The following is a 3,816-nucleotide window of genomic DNA, read 5'->3' on the forward strand; positions in this document are numbered from 1 at the left end:
TCTTTGATATATCTAAACCAATTGTTGTAATCTTCATATTCGGACCCGCCCTTTGTTGATAAAGTGTACAAACTTATCATGGCTCACTATGAAGCCGATTAGAAGGGTGGGTCCATCTCATTATTTCGGACTCGATTTTTTCTAAAACAATAATAAACTCATCGCCACCTTGGCGAGATAATGTATCAAATTCCCGTAAACGAGTTTGCAGTCGTCTCACCACTTCTTTTAACAACAAATCACCCGCATCGTGCCCTTCTGTATCATTGATTTTTTTAAAATCATCCAAATCTAAAAATAATACAGCCAGCTTTTTATCTTCTCGTTTACTCGTAGCAATGGAGTGACTAATTCTGTCTAACAATAATGCACGATTTGGCAACCCTGTAAGTGCATCGTGAAAAGCATGATATTCAATTGTCGCTTCATACTGTTTTTGAATCGTTACATCGCGAAAACACCATACACGGCCAGAAATAGTACCTTCTTGTATTTGTGGTAAAGACCTAAAGTCAAAAAAGCGTTTATCGATTAACTCTATTGTGCCAGTTAAGTATTGAAATGGGTCTTGGTGAAGATTGTCAATAATAGATGTCATTTGCTGCTGGTCTTTAACAATGCTAAGAAACTCTTTCCAATGCGACACAGGTTTGAAACCCATTTCGTCAAAAAAAGCCTGTCCCATTGAGTTAAATGACAATAGCTTGCCATTTAATGCATACACGAACAAAATCTCACCCGTTGAGTTAACCGTGGCATTTAATAAACCTATTGAATTTTCGAGTTTATTTTGAACTTGCTTCATCTTTTCTAACTGGTTCTTTAACGTCTCGTTACGCTCGTTTAATTCATTGGAAATAAGATATAAAGAACGCTCTAGCATTTTAACACTTTGCTCATTTTGAGCGTAAGCATCAGATATTGAAGATAAAAAATTGTTATTTTCCGAAATGAATAACTCATTTTTCTGATTGCGCTTAAGCTGACGTAATAGCAGTTTATGCATTATTGATTCACTATTTCTCAGAAAGTAATGTGACAGTCATCGTCTGGTTATGTAAACCACATCGACCAATAGACTTAATAGGTGATATTTCACCATACGAGTAAAAGCCCGAAATAGCACTCTCGCCGGGTAAGCCTTGTTTTATAATTTCTAATTCTTCTTCAACCCTTTGCCTCAATACCAATCTGCGGCCTACACAACTGATTAAAATGGCTAATTCTGGCTCTGTTCCCGTAAAAGAGGACATTGCATCATCTGCAGCATGTTGGGCACCATCAAGTAAGTCTTCATAACTAGAATGCATTAACTGACATGTGGCACCTTCGGGCATATTTCCTGCAAACAACATACTTTTTTGCTGCTCATCTATTGATAGTATGGTGCGAACTACATGCTCTTGCTCACCATGTAGTTGTAACGCTAGAGGATATAACAAAGCCGATGCAGGTAAACCTGCCGAAAACTCGCCTAAAAACTCTTTATACAGCTCCAACGCAGGCCGTCCATCCAGTTCATAAAGTACATTATCAGCTGATTTGGTGACCACGCGTTTAGGACCAAATGAGCGCCATCCACCTAGGCTACCAAATCCAACAGAAAGCTTCTCACCATAAAGCCCGACCAACACGATAAGGCCACTTTCTATCCGTTCATTATGCCATAACGTCGTCTGCTGAAAACGTTCACCATCACCGGCTAATCCACCTGTTGCCATAACACCTTGTGGCAAATATTGCTGTAACCCATCGACCAGTTCAGAACCATTCACTAAATGACCATCAGAGATAACGAAAACATGTTTTAGCCCATCAAGCGATAATTGGCTGACTAATTGCTGTGCTAATTCAGTGCAGTGTTCAGACTTATTTATCGAGTCGCTTACCACCTGCACCTGAGTATGATCAAATTCAATCGCGGTCACGCATATACTGTTGTCATACAAATAATCATCTTGAATTTCACCGCTGGTACTGCAGCCCACTATTTGTGCATTTGGAAAAGACAGTGATAAATCATTATTAAGCTTCTGATCTAACATGAGTTCAGGTGAACCAAATGCCAACACCAAGTTAATTTTTGCACTTTGGGGTAATGGTGTTGTCCAATGATTGTTTTGATATATAGTTTGATAAACGTGCATAAAGTAATCCCTACCTTAAGAGTCATGCATTGTTTTAAGCTAAATGATTGCAACAAGCTATTATCACAAGCTATAACTACACATTATGGGTTAATAAACTGACGAATAAAGTATTAAGTTATCTTAAAGTAAACTTGGTTTATTACTATACTTTTATGAGTGTAAAGTAACATGAAAAAACACTTTAATTAGCAATTGCTGTACAATTAATTAGCAAAACATTGTTGAATATATCTCTTTATGACATCCTGAATACATTATTCATAGGCCAAAGTTTTGTACTATATTTAGCGCGGCTTAAATGCTTCGCCATTGAACAAATTATTCAATGAAAAAGTAAGGGTTAATCATTGTCATCACTCATCAAAAAACACGCTAAAAGCAGCGGCGCATTGCAACAAACACGAGTTATTTCGCTATTCTCGCTGGTTGGAATGTCGTTAACTTTCATTATGGGTGTTGTCAGTATATTTGGTGACAGCAGTTCCTTAACGACAGTACTGTTCATCGCCAGCGTTATTTATCTTGTTGCCTTTTTATCCGTTAACAAAATCAACATAAAAATCAGTTCTATTATTGTTAATTACTCGCTTTATCTACTGATGTTTTATTTAGTACTGACGGGGGGCGTGGCACAAACCGGACCTTTATGGATATTTATTGTCGCCCCAGTTTCAGTTTATGCTTTAGGCTTGCGTAATGGCTTAATTCATTTAACTATTTTTTTAACCATTATTTGTTTTATCCTGTTTTTACCCCAAGAGCTGATCTCACACGCCATTTACAGCCCAGAATTTAAACTCAGGCTGATATTGTCATTTTTAACCATGACATTTTTGTCTGCGTTATATGAGTACTCACGTATGCAATCTTATAAAAACGCTCTCGAAATAAGCTCGCAATATCAAAAACTTGCTATGTGCGATCCACTAACAAAGCTTGCCAATCGACGTAATGCATCAACGGTATTACAACAAGAAAAATCTAGGGTAAGTCGCAATAACGAACCTCTATCGATATTACTTTGCGATCTCGACCATTTCAAAGCCGTCAACGATAAATACGGGCACAATGGAGGTGATAAAGTGTTAATAGACCTATCACGAGTGTTCAAGGAAAATGTCAGACAGCAAGACTGTGTTGCTCGTTGGGGCGGCGAAGAGTTTTTATTTATATTGCCACAAACATCTGCCGAGCAAGCCGCAATCATCGCTGAAAAAATTCGGGCAAATGTGCAAAACCACACAATAATGTTCCTCGAACATCAAATCAACGTCACCATCAGTATTGGCATAGCGCAACTTGAAGCAGATCAAACCATCGATGAACTCATTAACAACGCCGATAAATGCTTATATCAAGCGAAAGAGCTTGGAAGAAATCGTATTATTCCATAAGCCATCATAGAAAAATAACCTAAACACCGGCTAAGTATCTTAAAAATTGGCAAAACAAAACCATCCGCCTGCAAAAATAGATTTCAGTAAAAGTCGTTAACTCGAAGAATAGAACGTGGTTTTCATTTCATGATCACTATCATGTTTTTGACATCCTCCCCCACCTCAAAATCCCCAAAAGGATTTTGCCGCTACGCGGAAAGGAAGGGGATTCCTACGGCGCTAAGCAGTTTTCAGCTTAGTCGCTTCGATGGGTTCCTGCTTCACAGAGC

The 3,816-nt window shown here is 38.2% G+C and carries 3 protein-coding genes; 1 reads left to right on the top strand and 2 read right to left on the bottom strand.

The window, feature by feature from the left end; genetic code table 11:
* Positions 1–76: 76 nt before the first annotated feature.
* Positions 77–1,006 carry a GGDEF domain-containing protein gene (locus H5202_RS18960; protein ID WP_182773437.1) on the bottom strand — a complete coding sequence of 310 codons (930 nt, stop codon included), beginning with the start codon at positions 1,004–1,006 and terminating at the stop codon, positions 77–79.
* 10 nt (positions 1,007–1,016) lie between these two features.
* Complete coding sequence (locus tag H5202_RS18965; protein ID WP_182773438.1) at positions 1,017–2,147, bottom strand: FIST signal transduction protein; 1,131 nt, start codon at positions 2,145–2,147, stop codon at positions 1,017–1,019.
* A 350-nt stretch (positions 2,148–2,497) separates the two neighbouring features.
* On the opposite strand from H5202_RS18965, the gene H5202_RS18970 reads away from it, so the two are divergent.
* On the top strand, positions 2,498–3,544 hold the full coding sequence (locus H5202_RS18970) for a GGDEF domain-containing protein (protein WP_182773439.1): 1,047 nt from the start codon (positions 2,498–2,500) through the stop codon (positions 3,542–3,544).
* Positions 3,545–3,816 lie beyond the last annotated feature (272 nt).

Origin of the sequence: Shewanella sp. SG41-4 (assembly GCF_014164505.1) — a bacterium.
Taxonomy (GTDB): Bacteria; Pseudomonadota; Gammaproteobacteria; order Enterobacterales; family Shewanellaceae; genus Shewanella.